Source organism: Paenibacillus sp. J22FR83 (assembly GCF_059691955.1).
Genome location: NZ_JCAUAM010000019.1, coordinates 15,322 through 35,669 on the forward strand (window position 1 = coordinate 15,322; position 20,348 = coordinate 35,669).

A 20,348-nucleotide genomic window follows, 5' to 3' on the forward strand; every position below is an offset into this window, starting at 1 on the left:
ATTCCAAGGAGATCATCATGAACCTTATGAATACGAGCTTATGGAAAACCGCCGGGCTGTTAGCGCTGATTCTTATTTTGCTTGGAAGTTTTGCTTCCAGCATTCTGTTCGGTGCGACGCAGTTTGATTGGCATACGGCATGGGCTTCCATCTTTCATTACGACGAGAATATCAATGATCAAATCATACTTCGCACGACGCGTGTACCTAGAGCTTGTATAGCCGCTGCCATAGGCGCCAGTTTAGCCATCGCAGGTACGTTGATGCAGACACTTACACGCAATCCATTAGCTTCACCGAGTGTGCTTGGCGTTAATGCGGGAGCGACGTTGTTCGTCGTTCTTGGCGCAGTTGCCCTATCGATCTCATCAATGCAGGCTTTGATGTGGATCTCTTTCGTCGGAGCCGCAGTCGGTGCCTTATCCGTCTACATTTTGGGCTCATTTGGCCGAGATGGACTGACGCCACTGAAGATCGTGCTCGCTGGGGCAGCTATGACGGCTCTGTTCTCTTCCTTCACACAAGGCATCTTGGTGTTGAATCAGCAGGGACTTAGTACGGTGCTGTTCTGGCTGACAGGTACCATTGCAGGACGTTCTCCGGATATGTTAATTACGGTAATTCCTTTCATGGCCATCTGCTGGGTAGCTGCTTGGTTCATCGCGCGAGATATGAATTTACTTCTCATGGGTGAGGATACGGCGAAAGGGTTGGGTCAAAAGACGATCTGGGTCAAATCAGTCGCAGGTCTGCTAATTGTCGTACTTGCGGGCTGCTCCGTGTCAGTAGCAGGTCCTATCGGATTTATCGGGATTGTGATCCCTCATGTCTCGCGGTTTTTCGTCGGTGGCGACCACCGCTGGGTTATTCCTTATTGCGCTGTACTGGGGGCGATTCTGCTCATACTAGCGGACCTGGCTGCAAGATTTATTATGATTCCTGAAGAAATGCCTGTCGGCGTGATGACGGCCATTATTGGTGCCCCATTCTTTATTTATATTGCACGAAGGGGGATTATCAAATCATGAAGGGGCATGTTCCAGTTCGATGGCGGCAAGGTAGGATTTCTTTTTTAGTGGAAAAAAAGGCATTAAAGATATCTCTCTTGTTACTCGTGGTTTGCGTCGTGATTGCGATTGTTAGCACGGGGATGGGAGAAATGTACATATCGCCGATCGATGTGGTCAAAAGTGTCATAGGCATCGGCGCGGATGATCATGCGATGGTTGTTCAGAAGCTGCGCTTGCCACGCATTATCATTTCCATGTTAGTTGGTGCTGCGCTTGCTGCGGCAGGTGCGATCATGCAAGGAATCATTCGGAATCCATTGGCATCGCCAGATATGATGGGTGTGACAGGCGGGGCTTCGGTGGCGGCGGTCACTTTCCTTACCTACTTCAATGGCATGATCAGCATTCGGTGGCTGCCTGTGTCGGCTATGTTGGGGGCTGCAGTTGTTTCGATAATTTTGTATATATTGGCTTGGAAAAAAGGGGTCACACCCATCCGCCTTATTCTAGTCGGCATTGGGATGTCCTCGTTGATGTCAGCGGGAACGACGATGATGATCGTGTTTAGCCCGAAGAACGATCCAGGCACAGCCTATTTATGGCTAACGGGATCGGTTTATGCGGCGAATTGGGAAAATGTGATGACCGTACTGCCCTGGACGGTCATCTTGATTCCACTTGCATTTCTATTAGCACGCCATGTCAATATTGGACAGCTCGGAGATGATGTGGCAGCCAGTGCGGGAAGTGCAGTTGAGGTTAACCGCTTAGTCTTGCTGCTCATTAGCGTGGCTTTGGCCGGGGCAGCTGTTTCGGTAGCCGGGGCGATTGGATTCATTGGCTTAATTGCGCCTCATATGGCTCGCAAATGGGTAGGTTCAAGCTTTGATAGTCTTTTACCCGTCTCGGCGCTGCTCGGAGGAGCCGTCGTGATGTTGGCTGATCTAGCGGGAAGAACATTCTTCTTACCACTCGATGTGCCAGTTGGTGTATTTACGGCGGCCGTGGGGGCACCCTTTTTCATCTATTTGCTATACACCAAGCGAAATTCAAGATAGGAGTGAAGAGCGTGCCAACCTTGGAGACTAGAAATCTCAATTTGACCTATGGCAACGACAATATTATCGAGGGGTTGAACCTGTCTATTCCCAAAGGGAAGATTACTGTGTTGATCGGTTCAAATGGCTGCGGGAAATCAACCCTTCTGCGTGCGATGGCTCGCTTATTAAAGCCTTCCCATGGCGAAATCATTCTGGATGGCAAGCACATCGCGGAAATTCCAACCAAGGAAATCGCGAAGAACTTGTCCATTTTGCCGCAAGGCCCGATTGCCCCAGAAGGGTTGACGGTCTTTCAGTTGGTGAAACAAGGCAGGTACCCGTATCAGAATTGGCTGAAATCGTGGTCAGAAGATGATGAGCGATATGTGAATGAGGCTTTAGCGGTGACCAAAACAACGGAATTGGCGGAAACGGCGGTGGACTCCTTATCCGGCGGACAGCGTCAGCGGGCGTGGATCGCGATGACCCTCGCACAAGGAACCCAAACGATCCTGTTGGATGAACCTACAACGTATTTGGATATGGCTCACCAAGTGGATATTTTGGATCTATTGTTTGAACTGAATGAACGTGAACAGCGCACGATTGTGATGGTTCTGCATGATCTCAATCTCGCTTGTCGCTATGCCCATCATCTCGTAGCCATCAAGAATAAATCCGTCTTTGCGCAAGGGAAACCTGAGGATGTCATTAATTCGGAGCTTGTCCGCCATGTATTCGGCATGGAATGCGAAATTATCGGGGATCCGTTCTTCGGTACACCAATGTGTATTCCGAAAGGAAAAGGCCGCAAATCCGACAAGCCTATACCTAAGAAATTAGAGGAGGACGTGAAACATGAGCTTATCCGAAGTTAAACCAATAGGAACCGTAGCTGCGTTAATTAAGGATAGAAGAACGATTCGCGATTTCAAACAAGATCCTGTATCGGATGAATTGCTGCTCCAGTTACTGAATGTGGCGGTATGGGCACCGAATCATGGGAACCGACAGCCTTGGCGATTCATTTTGTATAAAGGAGAGGGGCGCAGGACATTGGCAGATGCGATGCTCCTCTCGTATGATGACGATGAGATGAGAGAAAAGCACGGCAAGCCCAAGTGGAGGGATTTCATGGGGATTCCCGCGCATCTTGTTGTGATTCTGAAAGAAGACTCTCGCCAGAAGCAGTGGGATGAAGACTACGGCGCGGTCTGCGCCCTCATCCAGAATTTCCAACTGGCCGCATGGGAGCAAGGGCTTGGCGTCGTGTGGAAAACGAACAACTACAACTATGAAGAGGGGTTCCAACAAGTCGTTGGTTTAGCGGCAGATGAGAAAATCGTTGGCCTCCTCAATATCGGGTACCCGGCATCCATCCCCAAAGTGCAGCCGCGGCAGGCTGCGGAAGAGATGTTGACGATTATTGATTTCAATTAGGAACGAATCCTAAATTTGATTATTTTCGAATAAAGTCCGAACTTGGTCGGCCATAAATTGTGAGGATTGCGGCATGTCGTGACGTATCCACCATTCCACGATGCCAATGAAGGCAGAAGCCATGAATTGGGCTTTGATCTCGCTGTCAATAATGGGTGTGTTGTCCAGCCTATCTAGTTTGGCCATCAGATTGACGGAAATAAATTTCAGGAACTGGTCTCGGAATAGAAAGGACCTCTGATTGGAAAACATAGCTGAGAAAAACGGGAAATGGTCATGTAGGTAATCAAAAATCGGTTTGGGTTCTTGAACCATTCCTCGGCTAACCCTATCGTCTTTCTTACACAATGAGATCAATGCGTTTATGTGATCTTCAATGCATGTATCCAACAGGTAGTATTTGTCACTGAAATGCAGATAGACGGTGCCTCGGTTCACATTGGCGCGTTCCGCGATCTCGTTAATGGTGATGTGTTCAAAATCCTTTTCCGCAAAAAGCTCCAGGAACGACTTCGTTATGGCTTGCTTGGTTCGGAGAATACGGCGGTCGGTCTTAACAACGGACTCCATTTCTTTCATTGCCTCCTTCAGTTAATCAACATTCCCACGGGACTTGTTGTATATGAAACAATTACGTATCAATCAACCATTGAGTAATTCGTGCTTCCCACTATAATATTAATCAACGGCCGTTAAATATTCAACACGTGTTCAATATTAAAGGTAGAGGAGCATGTCACGATGGAAAAAAACATTTTAAATAAAGTAGTTATTATTACAGGAGCCTCCAGCGGAATAGGAGAAGCTACAGCGAAACTGCTCGCGCAGAGTGGGGCAAAAGTGGTATTGGCTGCAAGAAGAGAAGAACGTCTGCATACGATTGTAAATGAAATTAAACAAGGCGGCGAGGCGGTTGCTGTAAAAGCGGACGTCGCATCTGCTGAGGATATGCAGCATGTGGCCAAGTTTGTTATGGAGAAGTATGGCCGAATTGATGTACTGGTGAACAATGCAGGGATCATGCCAAGCTCTAGGATGAATGAATTACGCGTAGCGGAGTGGGATCAGATGATTGATGTGAATATTAAAGGCGTTCTGTACGGTATCGCCGCTGTATTACCTACCATGCGCGAGCAGCAGTCGGGCCACATCATCAACCTATCCTCAACTTCGGGTTACCAGGTGTCCCCGACATCAGCCGTATACGCGGCAACCAAGTTTGCGGTTAGGGCCATTTCGGAAGGACTTCGTCTAGAAGAGTCAGCGACTTCAGGCATTAGATCGACCTTGATCGCACCAGGATTGACGAACACAGAACTTTTTGACACTATTACCAGCCCGGAAGTGCAAGCGATCGCCAATCAAATAAGCGGCCTGGGGATTTCGCCTAACTCTATTGCTAGAGCCATTGCATTTGCCATTAGTGAACCCGATGACACGCTCATCAGCGAAATTATGGTTAGACCCACAGCCTTGTCTTAAATGTAAGTAAATGTAATATAATTGAAATCTAATCTTCATCTGTTCTTCATGTACGTAGCTTATAATAAACCTCGACCCCCTTTTTTAATATATAAACTTAGACCCTCAGCGCGTTGCTGTGGGTCACTTTTTTGTTAGTGAACTTGTAGAGCCCAGTTCAATCAGCAATCGCACCATCAGCAGCAGCACCCCCGAGACACCGGCCACCCTGAACCAGCAAAGCTCAGCTACTTCGCCCACCGTGGGCTCCTTGGCCACCTGCTATACGCAAGTCACCATTATCAGCCCAGTCACTCGCGAACCCACCCGCCCCCATCAGCAACTCCGCCATCAGCGATTCGTCACCACTATCAGCAACACGGCATCAGCGATCCCCGCCACTATTTCCGACATCCGAATAGACGTTTCCCAAAAGTGTGTGTGATCGAGAGTAATTAGAGTGTAGTGAGGATGAGGAGAATGTATAGTGCTTGGAGTAGCTGTAGAGTAGAAGGATGGAGGATAGCGAGAAGAACGTAGGGAAAGGTGGTGTAACTACAGAGTAAGGGAAAAGTGGAGTAATTGCAGAGTAGGAGGGAAAGTGGAGTAAAGTAGCAAGAAAGCAAAGTAGCTAGATAGTACAGTGGAATTGCATTGCCCGATGGAGTATGGGACTTGATTTCATAAGAACTTCAATGAAGCCCTCAAGCCCTGTCAAAAATGCAAAAAGGCACTTTTCAAAGGGGCTTTCCCCTCTCTTATTGGAAATTGTTGCAAATAGGCATCAATTTGGAGCGATTTCAGGAGATTACAGTGAAATACGCAAAAAAGGTTGCCTATTTGCACTTATTTACCAAATTCACCTATAAAAAAGCGAAAAAGGTTGTATTTTTGCATTTTTGAGAGGGAGGAGCCTGGAGGAGCACAGAGAAGCTCGATCCCAACGCTGGAATAACTGGATTCTCCAGCTATTTCGCAGCTTTTCCAACGAAATCATCGTTTAGACGGGTGTTATGCAGCTATCCAAGCCCCGAGTAACCCCTTTTCAAAAAAAAGGATACCCTTTATACTGTACCTACTGATAATCATTATCAATGATAACCGTGAAAGGGGTTATAGCTGCATATGCTGCCAGTTCAAGGACAGGAATATTCCCTTCTAATGCTTTCATCCATCCGCAAACGTCGTTTCCATAAACGGAATACGCTGCATAGAAAAAATATCCCATGCGATATGGTCTTGGTTATAACACAAGGCAAAGGCATCCTTTGCATCGATACTCAGGCGATACCGATCAAGCCGAATCAGACCTTCTATCTGGTTGGCGGTAAGCCTATTGAAGTGATGCTGGAGTCTGACTTTATCGAGTTCTATGTCTTAGTCATAAGACGCGTGACGTTTTCCAAAACGAAAGGCGGTTGGCATTGTACCCATGCGGCAACCGACTCTTGGCTTTTTCAGACGAGCAAGCTGCAGTTGAAGCAAGGAAAGCAGCCCCTCGAGCGCATTGAACAGCTCTATGAAGAAAGCCAATCCAAGTCTGTTAAGGATCCGAGTATCCAACTCCAATTCCAAAGTCTTATCCACGTGATGCCAGGGGAAGTGCCGGAACCGATTGAGCTGGAGGATGCGTCCAAAGGAATCGATCAAAGCATCACTTATATGTACAAGCATTTTAATCACAAAATCAAGCTAGAAACATTGTCGGACATCGCAGGATTGACGCCAACTTCCTATTCAAGAAGCTTCAAGAAATCAAAGAAGATGTCACCCGTCGAATATTTAAATCACATTCGTATCGACACTTCCAAGGAGCTATTGCAGCAGGACAACCCCTCGATCAAGGACATTTCAACAGCGGTTGGGTTCGGGAATGAGTTTTATTTTAGCCGGATGTTCAAGAATAGCTTTGGCATTTCACCAACGATGTATATCAAGAGGAAACAATTGAGAGTAGCTACTGCCTCCTGCTTTCGATTTGAGGATTGTTTGCGAGACCTTGGTGTGGAAGACACCTATGAGTTGAATGGCTATCGACATTTGGAGTTAGGTGTCGAGGAGAACATTCGGCAAATCGAAGTTCAATTAGCAGAGCTGCGCAACTATGGACCTGAGTTAATCATTGCCGATTACAGGCATCTGCCGATGTATAACCAATTAAAGCTGATTGCACCGACGGTTATGATGGATTTTTCGATGGATTGGCGCGCGTATTATGGTCGGATTGCTGAGTTAGTTGGACGGGAGAAAGAAGCGCAACAAACGTTCAGTCAACTTGATCTTCGAGTGAAGTATACCAGGGATGCGTTGATGGGCATCATCGGGCTCCAAAGTGTGTCCGTCATCCGATTGTATAGTGAAAAAATTCGCATCCACGGCATGATCGATCACCCGCTAAGCCACTTACTATATACAGAGCTTGGGTTAAAGCCGGGGAGTTGTGTGCCATTAAACGAGAGAACGAAGGAGTATGCGGTGGAAATCATGCCGTCGTTTGATACGGATTTCCTTCTAATTGATAAACGACTTACCTCGGAAGAGGAGGCTAATCTGTACAACAGCATGTTGAAAGGAACTTCTTGGGATGCGATGAAAGCTGTGCAGAACAACCAAGTTCGCGTGATTTCGAATTGGATCAGTATGAGCTGGGCACCAAGCGGACAGCATCAAATCCTGGATGATTTGTTGCAATGGGATACTTGAACGCATAGGAAGGAGGTAATTACGCACCTGAGTTGTCCTAATTTGAGGTAATGTAGCATATGTGCGACAGACGCTCATTATACATGGGATAGGAGAACATCATGGTGGGGAGAGTGCGTAAATTGTCAAATGAGTTCGTGATGCGTTCATTGGATGAGATCCGGTTCTGGTCGCGTATTATGAAGGAGCATTCCTTGTTTCTCAAGCTAGGTTTCCGATGCGAAGATACGATGTTGATCCAAGAAGCGAATCATTATTATCATATTTTTGAGCATATTGAGGGTCGATCTCACGCCTATACCGAGTTGACTGACCCTGAACAAATTCGACGATTCAATACGGAAGTGTCTTCGGCTGCAGCGCATATATGGGCATTCAAAAGAAAAGTGCTCGGACTCATCATCCAATGCAAGCTGCCTGGCGGTAACAACTTTCCGTTGTTAGTCGACCATACGAGCCGTGAGGCTAATTATTTTCGCAATCGATTACACGAATTAAATACAGGACAACTAGAACCGATCCCTGATGCCATTATTGATGAAAATATATTCTTCTTGCGCATCATGGCGGATCACGCCAAGTTTATTGGTCATCTGCTCGATCCGTCTGAACGTCTATTGGTGGAGCAAGCACGGAATTTCAGTCATGATTTCGACCAGCTTCTCTTCCAAGCGATTGATTTAAGCGGGATGCGTCCGCAATCCCAAACCGAGCCGCTGTTGGATCAGTTCCTTGATCAGAACCGTGTCTCGGTCGTTGCCCTACGTGATTTCAAGAAGACAGCTCGAGATTTAATTGAAGCTTGCAAAATCAAGAGCATCATCCATCCCTTGCTTGCGGATCACGTGTTCCGCGAGGCGGAGCGTTTCCTTGCGATCATTGACATGTTCGAGCAGTGCCTAACGGGCAATCCAATGAGGGGGACGCTGGAAGAGCACATAGGGCATTAACTAGGCTGAAAATTAAATCCGATAAAACTTATAGGAATATAATAAATTATGATTGACGAAGTTTCATCCGAAGTGGTACTCTAGAAATGTGACCACCGTATGAACGGAGACACTATTCTCTTTCCAGAGAAAAGTGTCTCTTTTTTTATTTTAAAGAGGAGTTGAATGGGATGAGCCAACCACTATTGAATCTCAAGCATGTGAACAAAACTTTTCAGTCCAGCAAAGGGTCTGTTCAAGCCTTGCACAATATTGATCTGCAAGTAAAAGAAGGGGAATTTATTACCGTCATAGGACCTAGCGGCTGCGGCAAGAGCACACTGCTTAAGATCATCGCTGGACTGGATGTTTCGCATACAGGCGAGGCTCAATTGGGTGGTCAGGTGATCCAAGGACCAGGCATTGATAAGGGCTTTATTTTCCAAGAGCCAAGGCTGTTTCCATGGTTGAATGTGGAGAAGAATATCGCTGCTGATCTTTCGCTCAGAGACCCTGAAGTACGTAAGAAAGTAGATGAACTGATTAAACTCGTTCGCCTAGAAGGTTTTCAGAAGTCGTTCCCGAAAGAACTCTCTGGTGGTATGGCGCAACGTGTTGCTATTGCAAGAGCCTTACTCCGTAATCCGAAAGTGCTGCTGCTTGACGAGCCGTTCGGTGCTCTGGATGCTTTTACGCGGACGCACATGCAGGAAGTGTTGATTGATATTTGGCAGAAGAATAAAACGACAATGATTTTCGTTACGCATGATATTGATGAAGCCATTTATTTAGCCAATCGTGTCGTTATTCTCAAACCGAGGCCTGGTGCCATACGGAACATTGTCTCTATTGACCTGCCGATTCCGAGAAAGAAGACGACGACGTCCTTCCAGGAACTTCGCCTTAAGGTACTCAATGAATTTGAGAAAATCGAAGAGCTAGAATTAATAGATAGTTCCGGCATTTAAGAGAAAGGGGAGCTCGAAATGAGTCAACAAGGACATTTGGCAGGCGTCGATCAACAGAGAAACAAGCAACGATTACATCGCGTGCTGCTTGGTGCTTTGGTACCGTTACTTGTACTGTTGGCCTGGCAACTACTAGGTCATTTAGGCGTGATTTCATCTTTGCTGTTTCCAACGCCGCTTCGCATTATTAACGCAGGGATTCGACTCATTCAAACGGGTGAGCTCTATGACAATATTAAAATTAGTGTGTTGCGGGCACTGACAGGTTTCGTCCTCGGTGGCTCGTTGGGTCTTGCCTTCGGTATTCTGGTTGGTTTATTTCGTAGAACGGAGAAAGCGCTAGATCCTACGGTCCAAATGCTGCGCATGGTGCCGCATTTAGCAATCGCGCCCTTATTCATTTTGTGGTTTGGTATTGGCGAGACGGCCAAAATTCTACTCATTGCCAAAGGGGCTTTTTTTCCACTTTATATTAATGCTTTCTTGGGTATTCGAGGCGTGGATAACAAGCTATTCGATGTGACACGTGTGTTAGGGTTTAGCCGATGGAAACAAGTCATCCGATTAACGATTCCTGGAGCGCTGCCTCATATTTTACTAGGCGTTCGAATTTCATTAGGCGTGTCATGGCTTGGACTTGTTGTAGCTGAATTAATGGGATCAACCGCAGGAATCGGGTATATGATGTCGGATGCACGGCAATTTTCCAAGACACCTGTTGTGTTCGTTGGAATTCTCATATTTGCCGTTTTCGGTATCGTGGCGGACTCTGCGGTGAGGCTGCTTGAACGCAAATGGCTTAGCTGGCAAGACAGTTATAAAGGGAACTAATCACTACCACTATCTACAGCATAAAGCTAAGGGGGAGAAGGGATGAGCAATCGTGTCGAGACACTAAGTCAAGCCACGCAAGGAATAGGGAAATCGAAGGGGCAGAAGCTAGAGTTGGTTCGTATCAAATGGTTGTGGGAGAAAGTGAACGATTTCGTTATCGGCGGGATCGTGCCCTTATTACTCCTTGTCATATGGCAAGTATCTGGGGATTTGGGGGTATTCTCGCCATCCTTCTTACCCACACCATTACAAATTGCTGCTGAATTTCGTTCTTTAATCGCTTCGGGCGAGTTGACTCAGCACTTAACAATTTCCTTACAACGCGCCGTTATCGGCTTTCTAATTGGTGGAACTATCGGGCTGTTTTTCGGGTTTCTTGTTGGATTTGTTCAAAAGTTGGAGTTCATGCTCGATCCTTCGTTTCAAATGCTGCGCATGATTCCGCATCTTGCCATTGCGCCGTTAATTATTCTTTGGTTCGGATTTGGCGAGGTATCGAAAATTGTGATCATAGCGAATGGTGCCTTTTTCCCTATGTATATCTATACCTTTCTCGGCATTCGAAATGTGGATCACAAACTATTCGAGGTTGCTAAAGTGCTGAATTTCAGCAAATCGAAGCAAATTTTCCGCTTGATCCTCCCTGCTGCCTTGCCTGGCATTCTCTTAGGCTTACGCTTATCTGTAGCTATTTCTTGGCTGGGTCTTGTCGTAGCAGAATTGATCGGTTCGCAGGAAGGGATCGGCTTCCTTATCAATTACGGCAAACAAAATTCAAGCGCTGAGCTTATTTTCGTTGGGGTCATTATTTTTGCGGTGATTGGTAAACTCGTTGATTCACTTGTGCGTTGGCTAGAAAGAAGATGGCTAAGCTGGCGTGACAGCTTCCAGGGGTAGGTTATATCAAGGAGGGGTAGCGATGAGCTCGGGCAAAATTACGAAATTAGTAGCCGATGTCTTAGTTATCGGTGGAGGTCCCGCCGGTGCTTGGGCAGCTTGGAGTGCAGCCCAGCAACATGCGAAGGTTATCCTTGTAGACAAAGGATTTTTAGGATCCAGCGGAGCTACTGCTCCGGGAGGTACGAATTTATTGTATCTGCCGCCAGATCCTGAACTTAGAGAGAAGGCAGTACAACAGAGATACAAGGAAAGTGGGTATTTGGCAGAGCCTGCCTGGATTCACCGCGTACTTGATCAAGTATATGAAAGCTTGCTGCTAGTAGAGAAGTGGGGCTACCCTTTTCGCCGTGATGAGCAAGGAGTTCCTTTGCGGGATCACTTGCAAGGACCAGAGTATATGAAAATCATGCGTAGACAGGTTAGTCGTGCAGGTGTGAAGATTCTGGATCAATCGCCAGCTCTTGAGCTACTCGTTGATGAGCATGGGGTTGGTGGAGCTAGAGGTATCTCACGTTTGGATGATTCCGAATGGGAAATCCGAGCGAATGCCGTCGTGATTGCAACTGGCGGATGCGCTTTTCTAAGCAAAGGCTTGGGGTGTAATGTCCTTACCGGAGAGGGAACCCTGATGGCAACGGAGATCGGAGCAGAGCTTTCCGGGATGGAATTCACACGTCAGTATGCGCCTAGCGCAGCCTTCGGCACGGTAACCCGTGGTCGTTTGCTGAACTGGGCTACCTATACCTCGGAGGATGGCACGGTGCTGCAAGGCGGTGGTCCGAGAGCAGGCGATTTCCTGCCTACGATGCTGAGCAAAGGCCCAGTCTACGCGGTGCTTAACCATGCGGATACGGAAGAGAAGCAGCAAATCCTGCGCAAATCGCACGCGATTTTCTTCGTGCCGCTGGATCGCGCAGGCATCGATCCCTTCACAGAGCGGTTCCCGCTCACGCTTCGCTATGAGGGAACCGTCCGCGGGACGGGCGGCATCCGCCTCACCGATGAGAGCTGCGCATCAACGGTACCGGGCCTATATGCCGCCGGCGATGCGGCCACCCGTGAACGCGTCACGGGTGCGAAGTCGGGCGGAGGCGCGTTCAACGCCTCCTGGGCCATCTCTTCCGGCACCTGGGCAGGTGCCGGTGCTGCGAAGCATGCGCTGACGCTGGGGCGCAGCGCTAGAGATTTGCGACCAGCAGGCCGCTACGGCCTGGTCGATCCTGGGGCAGCCCCCGATCGCATCCTCGATGCGGGGGGCTTGGTTGAGGCCGTCCAGCGGGAGGTCTTCCCGCTGGACATCAATTATTTCCGCAGTGAGCCCGTGATCCGTCAATCGCTGGCGCGATTGGACGATCTGTGGGCGAGCTTGCGGGGGGCAGCCGTGAACCCGACGGTGCAGGGTCGGGTTCGGGCACGTGAGGTCGCGGCGATGATCGCGACCGCGAGGTGGATGTACACCGCTGCGCTCGCACGCAAGGAGACGCGGGGCTTGCATTCGCTGGAGGAGTACCCGGATACAGACCCTGCGCAGCAGTACCGCCTGATTCTCTCCGGAATTGAGGAGATTGTGCTGCGCAAAGAGCAGACGGCGGATCAGGAGGTTGCAGCACGATGATTGAATTCGTAAGTACGGAACGGTGCGTGGGTTGTACGCTTTGCGTGAAGGTGTGTCCGACTAATGTATTTGATAAAGGACTGGATGGTATTCCGAGCATAGCAAGGCAGGAAGATTGCCAGACTTGTTTTATTTGCGAGGCCTATTGCCCCGTAGATGCCCTATATGTATCTCCATTTGACTCTCCCTTGGAGAAAGTGCCGACGGAAGCGGAGTTGGTTGAGGCCAATCTGCTCGGCAGCTGGCGAGAAACACTCGGCTGGGGCAAAGGGCGAACAACGTTGGCGGAGTTGGATACAACCCCGTTTATTGATCGCATTTTACCCTCAAAACGATAAGTTGATCTTAATAAATAGGGTTGACGGCATTGAAATACGGTGCTACTATGTGTTTAATCATAGTAAACAACTTGGTTTTGTCGTAATATAACTGAATATCCTGTCCAACCGTACACACGGAGGCATTCCTACATAAAGGGATGCCTCTTTTTATTTTCATTTTAGAGGAGGTCATAGAGATGGCAAAGGTTTTGGAAGAGAATGATTTGCGTCTTACTGCAGATGTGTTGGTCATTGGTGGAGGTCCAGCGGGAACATGGGCGGCTTTAACAGCGGCAACGAATGGCTCCAAGGTAATCTTGGTGGACAAAGGCTATTGCGGAACGAGTGGAGCAACAGCACCATCCGGTACGGGAGTGTGGTACGTGAAGCCTGACGAAAAGCTGCGCGAAGAAGCTAGAGCGAGTCGCTATTTATTAGGCGGCAAGCTGGCGGAAATTCCTTGGATGAATCGGGTGCTCGATCAGACCTATGCGAACATGAATAAGCTAGGCTCCTTGGGATATCCGTTTCCGAAGGATGATATTGGCGATCCGTATAAACGTGGTCTGCAAGGGCCTGAATACATGAAGCTGATGCGCAAATTGGTTCAAAAAGCCGGCGTACGCATCCTCGACCACAGTCCCGTGCTCGAATTGCTTGCCGATGAGCATGGTGTTGGCGGTGCAACCGGCGTGAGAACGCAGAGCGGGCAGACTTGGACGGTTCATGCAGGAGCAGTAGTGATCGCGACAGGTGGTTGCGCATTTCTGAGCAAAGCCTTAGGTACGAACGTGTTGACTGGGGATGGCTATTTACTGGCTGCTGAAGCCGGCGCTGACTTCTCGGGAATGGAATTCTCGAATGCCTATGCAATCTGCCCGACCTTCTCGTCCGTAACCAAAACAGCCTATTACCGCTACGCCTCCTTCTACTACGAAGATGGATCCATTGTAGAGGGTGCAGGTTCACAACGCGGCCGCTCGATCATAGCGCGGAATTTGCTGCAAGGTCGTCAAGTTTACGCTAGCTTGGATCAAGCGCCGGAAGAGATTCGTCCCTTACTGCGTGTGAATCAAACGAATTTCTTCCTGCCGTTCGACCGACTGGGCATCGATCCGTTCAAAGATAAATTCCCTGTTACCCTCCGCTTAGAAGGCACGGTACGTGGAACTGGCGGTATTCGCATCGTGGATGAGCAGTGTGCAACTATCGTCCCAGGCTTATATGCGGCTGGCGATGCAGCGACACGTGAGCTGATCTGCGGAGGTTTCACCGGAGGCGGCAGCCATAACGCGGCTTGGGCGATGTCTTCTGGTTCATTTGCAGGGGAAGGTGCTGCCAAATTCGCCAAGGATCTTGGAGATAAAGCGACGAATCGCCAGCTGAAAAGTGTCTCAACGACAACCTTTACGAAGTCGGGATCGGGTCAAATTTTAAGCAAAACAGGCGAAGCCATACAAGCCGTACAAGAGGAAGTCACACCGTATGACCGCAATTTGTTCCGTACGCAGAAAGGGTTGGAAGGCTCAATCACTCGTCTGGATGGACTTTGGAACGATTTGCGTGAACGTGTGACGACGCTTGATATCGCAGGTGTTCGTCATCGCGAGGCAGCGGCTATGACAGCAACAGCCCGCCTGATGTACAACACGGCACGCGAGCGTACCGAAACGAGAGGCATGCACAAGCGGGAAGATTTCCCTGAAATTGATGCAGCGCAAGGGTATCGTTTGATTAGCGGAGGGCTGGATAAGGTCTGGACGCAAAAGGCTGAAGTGAACAAGGAGGCTGTTACACCATGATAGAGTTAGTCAGCGAGTCCAAATGCGTAGAATGTAACCTCTGCGTGTCGGTATGTCCGACGAATGTATTCGATCGCGTGGAAAATGGGATTCCTGTCATTGCTCGGCAAAGTGATTGCCAAACCTGCTTCATGTGTGAGCTGTATTGCCCAGCAGATGCGCTTTATGTGGCGCCTGATGCTGAAGGGCCGTCGTTCGTGAGCGAAGAAATCCTCGATGAACAAGGATTGTTTGGCGGTTATCGGGAGAAGGTCGGCTGGGGGAAAGGGCGTAAGCCCGTTGCTGAACATCCCTATATGTATGAATTATCGAAAATAACTTCCATCGGGTAAGGGCAGTATGTACCCATTGTGTGGCTAACTTGAAAGGAGAATGAAAGATGTTAGAGAGACAGAAGCAGGGTAAAAGGGGAATCGGACTTTTCCGTACCACACATTTGGTTATAACTTTAACAGCCATGGTCGCTTTCTTAGCGGCTTGCGGCAATGCAGATGGAGGCACCAAGACAGCTGGTGCTAGTGCTGCAGCGACAAGTGGCGGAGCCGCCAAGGTGCAACCACCAGCAGTGATCAATTACGGCTACATTGGCACGAACAAGCTGAATTTTCCAGGTGGCGCAGAGGGTTGGGGCCTATATAAAGGGATTATCCAAGAGGAACTCAAGAAATACGGTATCACCGAGGTTAAGCCAGTTGCGTTCCCGAACGGACCTGACCAAAGCGAGTCGTTAATCAGCGGCAGATTGGATTTCGGCAGCTTGGGCGACACGCCGGCAATCCTTGCTCGTTCGACTGGAGCGAAGACGAGAGCGATTACCCAGAATTCAACTGACAATATCGGTTACTTGATTGGTAAAAAAGGTGGCCCAACAACGCTTGCTGATTTGAAGGGTAAAACGATCGCGATTCAAAAAGGCTCCTTCATGCACCGCTATATTGCCGGCCTTGTGAAGGAACAGAATGTGCCCGACGTGAAGTTCATCCATATGCTGCGTCCTGATGGTGAAGCAGCGTTGTCTCGTGGCGAAGTGGACGCGATGACGAACAGTGCGATCTTCGCTTTGAAACAAATTGAAAATGGATTCCCATTAATTGATGATGCGACCAAGCATCCGAATTTAATCGGTGGCAGCATTACGGTTGTCTCCGAGGACTACCTGAAGAAATTCCCTGATTTCCCGAAGGTGTGGAATGCAGCTAGGGAGAAAGCGCTCAAGGATTTACAATCCAAACCGGATGAATATTACCAATTCTTATCGCAGTTAAATGGGTTCACACCGGAATTAAACAAGAAAGTTACACCAATTGAGACGATTAAAGAGGTTAATTTTAAAGATGATGGTGTGAAGCTGCTGGATGGAACGAAGAAATTCTTGGTTGAAGAGAAGTTGGCCGAGAAGGATTTCGACCTGAATCAGTGGTTACTTAAATAAAGGCGACACGCCTACTCGGAAGGAAATGATGTCATGACGGTCTCCACGCAAGTAGATAATCAAGCTGGTTTAACGCCCGAAGTAGAGGCGAATCGTAAGGCCGATTATCCTGTACATTCGCTGTTTCTTAATCGTTGGTCGTCGCGAGCTTTTGAAGAGAAGGAAGTAACACAAGAAACCTTGTATACGATACTGGAGGCTGCCCGTTGGGCGCCTTCCAGTTCCAATCTGCAGCCGTGGCGCTTCGTAGTCGCCCACACAGAAGAGCAGAAACAGAAGTTTCAATCGTTTATTAAGCCGAACAACCGCTTGTGGACGGATCATGCGCCTGTGCTATTGCTGATCCTGTCTAACAAGTTCCGTCAAGATGGTGAACCTAGTGGTGCGCATGCGTTCGATGCAGGTGCCGCTTGGGCATCCATTGCTTTTCAAGCGCATTTGTTAGGTCTAGCGACGCGCGCTGTTGGTGGTTACGAGAGAGAGCAGGCACGGGAAGTACTCCAAATTCCGGCGGAGTATGAGCTTCATGCCGTAATTGCTCTAGGCTACCGTGGAGCACCTGAAACGTTGCCTGAGGACTTTCAGCAGCGCGAGCTGCCGAATGGACGCCGCGCATTGAACGAGAGTATCATCGAAGGCTCGTTCTAGTTCGATGGATTCGTGGAATCGACAGTTTGCAGCCTTGCTCTCTGTACAATTGCTCGTATCGACCGCACACGGCATGTTCGTTCCCCTTTTGCCCAGCTTCCTTCAGGATATTGGGCATATAAGCGGGGATTCGCTTTACATATGGTCAGGCGCCATCTTCTCGGCCAATTTCATGATTATGATGCTGCTCATGCCTTTCCTTGGGCGCATCGGTGATCGTTACGGGCGTAAGCCTGTGATGCTATGGTCCGGCTTTGGGATGACCCTTGTAACGGCTTGCATGTCACTGGCTACAGAGCCTTGGCAGTTGGCGCTGCTGCGATTGGCACAAGGGTGCTTCACTGGCATCCTGCCATTCACCATGGTGCTGATCTTGATTGGAGCTGCCAAGAATAAGGTTGGCGTTTCGGCTGGCACCATGCAAATGATGGGCGAGACCGGTTCGCTAATCGGACCATTGATTGCATCCTCTTTACTTACATTTTACTCCGTACGGGGTGCGTATCCCGCTATGAGTGTGTGCATTATGCTGGCGACCATCAGCGTACTTTGCTTTGTCAAAGAAGGCCCACGTGCACCCGTTGTTTCTAAAAGTGAACGGAGCACGCTGCTTTCGGACTGGAAGATCATCTGGCGGATGAAGCCGCTCCCCTCGCTGCTGCTTAGTGCCCTATGCATCAATTTCGCGCTAGTCGGGACGAATCCAATTATCCCCTACTATGTGCGGCAATCCACGCATACGCTCACCTTTCTCAACGATCAATGGCTGCTCGGCATCACCTTATCGGCGACGTCTCTCGCCGTTATCGTATTCTCCCCTTTGCTGGGCATGCTCTCCGATCGCGTAGGACCTTTGGTGTTGCTCAAAATAGCGACCAGCACCGCGTTTCTCCTCTGTATCGTGCAGGCTGTGACGCACCTGTATCCGCTTATCCTGGCGTGCCGGTTCACGCTCGGCCTGTGTGTAGCGGGCATGATGCCCAACATTCAAGCCCAGGTGCGGGGCTTAGTCCGCAAAGGGCTGGAGGGACAGACCTTCGCCATGGTGAACTCATGGATGTTCCTTGGCTGCCTAACCGGACCGCTTCTTGGTGGCGTGATCGTCGCTCATTTCGGTATTCGTGGCTGGTTTATTGCTGCTATGCTCGTCTTTGGCATTAGTTGCTGGCAAGCATTTCGGATTGGAAGCTACCAATCGCGGAAGGCAGAGATGGAAGTGACTCAAACGGTGACGCGCGTGTCGACAACTACAAATTAAAACGAAGCGAGCCCATTGGGCTCGTTTTTTGCCGCATAAGAATGTATAAGTTCATGATAAGGAGGCTATATGTATCGTAAATATAAGGTGCCCCAGTCAAATAGATGGATTTTATACAGGTATATCTTGGTTTTTTTTGATAAAATACTTAATAAATGGAAAATATGCAGTTAATTTAATATAGTTTAGCTAATTTGAACATATAGAGATGATTTTAACTACATATTTTCCAGTTAAATCGAGTTTTCGAAGGAATTTCTCATAAATAGCTACATATTTTCCAGTTAATATAAAATTGTTACTTACGTGTCCCTCCGAACCTACAAACGCCCCCAACACCGTCTGAAATCCCGTCCTACATCCCTTTTACATTCCCGCCAAGGCATGATAATTTTATAAGTTAGAAGCAGAGCATTTTGAATTTAATGTTTCATCCCCTTTGATAAGATGATGTCAAGAACAACAAAGAGTAATGAGAGGGGCAACAATCGTATGAAAAAGCTCAGTCAAACAGTCGTAAGCGCTATCGTAGTTGGTGGTTTGTTGGCGGGATGTTCTTCGCAAAGTGATAATGGAAACGCGGCAAGCACATCTCCCTCATCAGCACCGAGCCAAACAGACACAGCAGTGAAAAAAGAAGAGAAAGTAAAGCTCACGTTCTGGAGAAACTCGGGGAATGATACAGAGAATGCAGCGTACGACAAGTTAGTAGCCTCTTTTATGCAAAAGCATCCGAATATTTCCGTGGAAATGACACCGATTCCCTACTCGGATTATGACACGAAATTGCGTGTGTCCATCGCTTCCGGAAGTCCGCCAGACATCATGGCCCTTGACGCACCAACTGTTGGTTCGTATGCGAACGCGGGAGCGCTTAAGCCGTTGACATCATATTTCAAGGCAGATGGCAATATGGATGATATTCCGAAATCAACATTAGCTACGTATACGTATCAAAATGAAATCTATATGGCACCGCTGACCGAGTCTTCGATTGCGATGTTCTATAATAAGAAGCTTTTCCAAGCGAAAGGCATTACGCTTCCTTCCAAAAACCCAGATGAACCGTGGACATGGGATCAAGTCTTGGAAGCCGCCAAGAAGGTGAACGATCCAACGAACGGCATCTTCGGTATCGATCCAGCGCAGGGATTTGGTAACGCAGGAGGTACAGCGTATTTCAAGTATCCCATCATTTGGCAGTTAGGTGGCGAGATCATGAGCCCGGACGGTAAAACGTCCAAAGGCTACCTTGATTCCCCGCAAACGAAAAAAGCCGTACAGTTCTTCTCGGATTTGTACAACAAAGATAAAGTATCTGCACTGGAGTACCCACCGGATCCGTTCCCGAACGGCAAGCTGGCGATTACGATTGACGGCTCGTGGTCCTTGGCTAATTTGAAGGAGAAATTCCCTAATTTCAAGTTGGGTGAAGACTATGATATTGCTCCATTGCCAAAAGGAACAGCGCAAGCGGTCGCCAATGGCAGTTGGGCCCTCGGTATTTCAGGGAAGAGTAAGCATCCAGATGAAGCTTGGAAGTTTATCAACTGGGTAACGGGTGAAGAAGGTCAGAAAACGTATGCAGGTATGACGAAAGATATCCCATCCCGTTATTCTTCTGCAAAAGCGTTCCCAGAGCTGAATGAGTATCCGAAGAACATCTTCGTTATTCAGAATCAGAAGTATGGCAGACCGCGCCCAATCACGCCGATCTTCCCGCAAATGTCAGATGCTGTGAACAAAATGTTTGAGGATGTCACGATCGGCAAAAGAAACATTGATGCGTCTATCGCAGAGGCCGTTACGACAATCGATAAAGCGTACGCAGATGTCCTAGCACAGCAGAAGAAGTAAGCCGTTCCTGATATGTGAGACGAATCATTTCGATGATCGTCTCTTTGTCGTTGTTTCGTCAGACGGCCCGAAGGTATGATAGAAAGAATCAGATATAACGGGGGGATATCATGTTTTTCTCATTGAGGAGC

19 protein-coding genes are annotated in these 20,348 nt (G+C 48.4%); 18 read left to right on the forward strand and 1 reads right to left on the reverse strand.

The annotated features are described in order from the left end of the window. The first annotated feature begins 17 nt into the window (after positions 1-17). The 4 genes from AC58PV_RS28175 to AC58PV_RS28190 are packed head-to-tail and all read left to right on the forward strand — an operon-like array spanning position 18 to position 3,490. Entirely contained in the window at positions 18-1,028 is a 1,011-nt protein-coding gene (locus AC58PV_RS28175; RefSeq protein ID WP_497436048.1) for a FecCD family ABC transporter permease, read from the forward strand. Then, on the forward strand, positions 1,025-2,068 hold the full coding sequence (locus AC58PV_RS28180) for a FecCD family ABC transporter permease (protein ID WP_497436049.1): 1,044 nt from the start codon (positions 1,025-1,027) through the stop codon (positions 2,066-2,068). The genes AC58PV_RS28175 and AC58PV_RS28180 overlap by 4 nt, the downstream gene beginning before the upstream one ends. An 11-nt stretch (positions 2,069-2,079) precedes the next feature. Next, complete coding sequence (locus tag AC58PV_RS28185) at positions 2,080-2,928, forward strand: ABC transporter ATP-binding protein (RefSeq protein ID WP_497436051.1); 849 nt, start codon at positions 2,080-2,082, stop codon at positions 2,926-2,928. Beyond that, positions 2,909-3,490 (forward strand): nitroreductase family protein, encoded by a 582-nt coding sequence (locus AC58PV_RS28190; protein ID WP_497436052.1) that lies wholly within the window; start codon positions 2,909-2,911, stop codon positions 3,488-3,490. The genes AC58PV_RS28185 and AC58PV_RS28190 overlap by 20 nt, the downstream gene beginning before the upstream one ends. Before the next feature lie 9 nt (positions 3,491-3,499). Here AC58PV_RS28190 and AC58PV_RS28195 read toward each other — a convergent pair whose 3' ends face one another. Next, the gene (locus AC58PV_RS28195) at positions 3,500-4,060 is read right to left on the reverse strand and encodes a TetR/AcrR family transcriptional regulator (RefSeq protein ID WP_497436053.1); all 561 of its coding nucleotides are present in this window, start codon (positions 4,058-4,060) and stop codon (positions 3,500-3,502) included. A gap of 171 nt (positions 4,061-4,231) precedes the next feature. On the opposite strand from AC58PV_RS28195, the gene AC58PV_RS28200 reads away from it, so the two are divergent. From AC58PV_RS28200 to AC58PV_RS28265, 14 genes are all read left to right on the forward strand, one after another. After that, complete coding sequence (locus AC58PV_RS28200) at positions 4,232-4,972, forward strand: SDR family oxidoreductase (RefSeq protein ID WP_497436054.1); 741 nt, start codon at positions 4,232-4,234, stop codon at positions 4,970-4,972. Positions 4,973-6,076: 1,104 nt separating this feature from the next. Continuing rightward, positions 6,077-7,654, forward strand: a complete 1,578-nt coding sequence (locus AC58PV_RS28205) for a helix-turn-helix domain-containing protein (RefSeq protein WP_497436056.1) — start codon at positions 6,077-6,079, stop codon at positions 7,652-7,654. 101 nt (positions 7,655-7,755) lie between these two features. Then, positions 7,756-8,604 (forward strand): DUF2935 domain-containing protein, encoded by an 849-nt coding sequence (locus AC58PV_RS28210; protein ID WP_497436057.1) that lies wholly within the window; start codon positions 7,756-7,758, stop codon positions 8,602-8,604. A 170-nt stretch (positions 8,605-8,774) separates the two neighbouring features. Then, positions 8,775-9,551 (forward strand): ABC transporter ATP-binding protein, encoded by a 777-nt coding sequence (locus tag AC58PV_RS28215; protein WP_497436058.1) that lies wholly within the window; start codon positions 8,775-8,777, stop codon positions 9,549-9,551. Positions 9,552-9,569: 18 nt separating this feature from the next. Then, positions 9,570-10,382: an ABC transporter permease gene (locus AC58PV_RS28220; RefSeq protein WP_497436060.1), complete on the forward strand. Its 813-nt coding sequence runs from the start codon at positions 9,570-9,572 to the stop codon at positions 10,380-10,382. 42 nt (positions 10,383-10,424) lie between these two features. Beyond that, positions 10,425-11,282, forward strand: coding sequence for an ABC transporter permease (locus AC58PV_RS28225; protein WP_497436061.1), 858 nt, complete (start codon positions 10,425-10,427; stop codon positions 11,280-11,282). 22 nt (positions 11,283-11,304) lie between these two features. Continuing rightward, positions 11,305-12,900, forward strand: coding sequence for an FAD-dependent oxidoreductase (locus AC58PV_RS28230; protein WP_497436062.1), 1,596 nt, complete (start codon positions 11,305-11,307; stop codon positions 12,898-12,900). Beyond that, on the forward strand, positions 12,897-13,238 hold the full coding sequence (locus AC58PV_RS28235; protein ID WP_497436063.1) for a 4Fe-4S binding protein: 342 nt from the start codon (positions 12,897-12,899) through the stop codon (positions 13,236-13,238). Before AC58PV_RS28230 ends, AC58PV_RS28235 begins: the two co-directional genes overlap by 4 nt. Positions 13,239-13,417: 179 nt before the next feature. Continuing rightward, a complete protein-coding gene (locus tag AC58PV_RS28240) occupies positions 13,418-15,022 on the forward strand; it encodes an FAD-dependent oxidoreductase (protein ID WP_497436064.1) in 1,605 nt (534 codons plus the stop codon). Next, a complete protein-coding gene (locus AC58PV_RS28245) occupies positions 15,019-15,354 on the forward strand; it encodes a 4Fe-4S binding protein (RefSeq protein ID WP_497436066.1) in 336 nt (111 codons plus the stop codon). Before AC58PV_RS28240 ends, AC58PV_RS28245 begins: the two co-directional genes overlap by 4 nt. A gap of 47 nt (positions 15,355-15,401) precedes the next feature. Continuing rightward, on the forward strand, positions 15,402-16,454 hold the full coding sequence (locus AC58PV_RS28250; protein WP_497436067.1) for an ABC transporter substrate-binding protein: 1,053 nt from the start codon (positions 15,402-15,404) through the stop codon (positions 16,452-16,454). A gap of 33 nt (positions 16,455-16,487) precedes the next feature. Beyond that, positions 16,488-17,102: a nitroreductase family protein gene (locus AC58PV_RS28255; RefSeq protein WP_497436068.1), complete on the forward strand. Its 615-nt coding sequence runs from the start codon at positions 16,488-16,490 to the stop codon at positions 17,100-17,102. A gap of 4 nt (positions 17,103-17,106) precedes the next feature. Continuing rightward, a complete protein-coding gene (locus AC58PV_RS28260) occupies positions 17,107-18,360 on the forward strand; it encodes an MFS transporter (protein WP_497436070.1) in 1,254 nt (417 codons plus the stop codon). Between the two features lie 492 nt (positions 18,361-18,852). Next, on the forward strand, positions 18,853-20,217 hold the full coding sequence (locus AC58PV_RS28265) for an ABC transporter substrate-binding protein (RefSeq protein WP_497436071.1): 1,365 nt from the start codon (positions 18,853-18,855) through the stop codon (positions 20,215-20,217). Positions 20,218-20,348 lie beyond the last annotated feature (131 nt).

Bases quoted from the DNA above. Each gene is read 5' to 3' on its own strand.
- AC58PV_RS28220 (WP_497436060.1), top strand. From the start codon at position 9,570: ATGAGTCAACAAGGACATTTGGCAGGCGTCGATCAACAGAGAAACAAG.
- AC58PV_RS28235 (WP_497436063.1), top strand. From the start codon at position 12,897: ATGATTGAATTCGTAAGTACGGAACGGTGCGTGGGTTGTACGCTTTGC.
- AC58PV_RS28200 (WP_497436054.1), top strand. From the start codon at position 4,232: ATGGAAAAAAACATTTTAAATAAAGTAGTTATTATTACAGGAGCCTCC.
- AC58PV_RS28250 (WP_497436067.1), top strand. From the start codon at position 15,402: ATGTTAGAGAGACAGAAGCAGGGTAAAAGGGGAATCGGACTTTTCCGT.
- AC58PV_RS28255 (WP_497436068.1), top strand. From the start codon at position 16,488: ATGACGGTCTCCACGCAAGTAGATAATCAAGCTGGTTTAACGCCCGAA.
- AC58PV_RS28210 (WP_497436057.1), top strand. From the start codon at position 7,756: ATGGTGGGGAGAGTGCGTAAATTGTCAAATGAGTTCGTGATGCGTTCA.
- AC58PV_RS28225 (WP_497436061.1), top strand. From the start codon at position 10,425: ATGAGCAATCGTGTCGAGACACTAAGTCAAGCCACGCAAGGAATAGGG.
- AC58PV_RS28180 (WP_497436049.1), top strand. From the start codon at position 1,025: ATGAAGGGGCATGTTCCAGTTCGATGGCGGCAAGGTAGGATTTCTTTT.
- AC58PV_RS28260 (WP_497436070.1), top strand. From the start codon at position 17,107: ATGGATTCGTGGAATCGACAGTTTGCAGCCTTGCTCTCTGTACAATTG.
- AC58PV_RS28190 (WP_497436052.1), top strand. From the start codon at position 2,909: ATGAGCTTATCCGAAGTTAAACCAATAGGAACCGTAGCTGCGTTAATT.
- AC58PV_RS28240 (WP_497436064.1), top strand. From the start codon at position 13,418: ATGGCAAAGGTTTTGGAAGAGAATGATTTGCGTCTTACTGCAGATGTG.
- AC58PV_RS28265 (WP_497436071.1), top strand. From the start codon at position 18,853: ATGAAAAAGCTCAGTCAAACAGTCGTAAGCGCTATCGTAGTTGGTGGT.
- AC58PV_RS28205 (WP_497436056.1), top strand. From the start codon at position 6,077: ATGCTGCCAGTTCAAGGACAGGAATATTCCCTTCTAATGCTTTCATCC.
- AC58PV_RS28230 (WP_497436062.1), top strand. From the start codon at position 11,305: ATGAGCTCGGGCAAAATTACGAAATTAGTAGCCGATGTCTTAGTTATC.
- AC58PV_RS28175 (WP_497436048.1), top strand. From the start codon at position 18: ATGAACCTTATGAATACGAGCTTATGGAAAACCGCCGGGCTGTTAGCG.
- AC58PV_RS28215 (WP_497436058.1), top strand. From the start codon at position 8,775: ATGAGCCAACCACTATTGAATCTCAAGCATGTGAACAAAACTTTTCAG.
- AC58PV_RS28245 (WP_497436066.1), top strand. From the start codon at position 15,019: ATGATAGAGTTAGTCAGCGAGTCCAAATGCGTAGAATGTAACCTCTGC.
- AC58PV_RS28195 (WP_497436053.1), bottom strand. From the start codon at position 4,060: ATGGAGTCCGTTGTTAAGACCGACCGCCGTATTCTCCGAACCAAGCAA.